This window comes from Paludifilum halophilum, from assembly GCF_002245355.1.
Taxonomy (GTDB): Bacteria; Bacillota; Bacilli; order Thermoactinomycetales; family DSM-45169; genus Paludifilum; species Paludifilum halophilum.
In genome coordinates this window covers 1-393 of sequence record NZ_NOWF01000174.1, presented here as the reverse complement: position 1 = coordinate 393, position 393 = coordinate 1, and the positions used below count along the sequence as shown (strand labels likewise).

1 protein-coding gene is annotated in these 393 nt (G+C 34.9%); it reads left to right on the top strand.

Going from position 1 to position 393, the window contains the following annotated elements; all coding sequences use genetic code 11:
- Positions 1 to 241 precede the first annotated feature (241 nt).
- Positions 242 to 393, top strand: a 152-nt coding sequence (locus CHM34_RS20305) for a zinc-ribbon domain-containing protein (protein ID WP_206093867.1), incomplete at its 3' end; no start/stop codon positions are given.

Below are 393 nucleotides of genomic sequence, written 5' to 3'. Positions count from 1 at the left end.
TGCTTTTACCGCGCAAGAAGATCAACATTGGCAGCGTTTATCTGGTACATTTACAGGGTAGCAACATTTAATTACATCTGTTACGATAGAGGAGCAGTTAAATAATGTTGTGTATTTAACGCTGCTCTATCGTTGCCTGAAAATTATGATGATTACTATATAAAAAACGACATAAAAAACTGGTAGCGATTGGTAAGTGATTATGCGGTATTAATACTGATACCTTTTTGGATTCGACCTTATGACTACGCCAATCAAAACCCAGTGCCCTCATTGTCATGCTATTTTTAATATTAAAAAAACACAGTTAAACCAAAAAACAGCCAATGTTTGCTGTGAACATTGTCAACACAGTTTTTTGGTCAATAACAACCTTATTGTCACGAATGATAC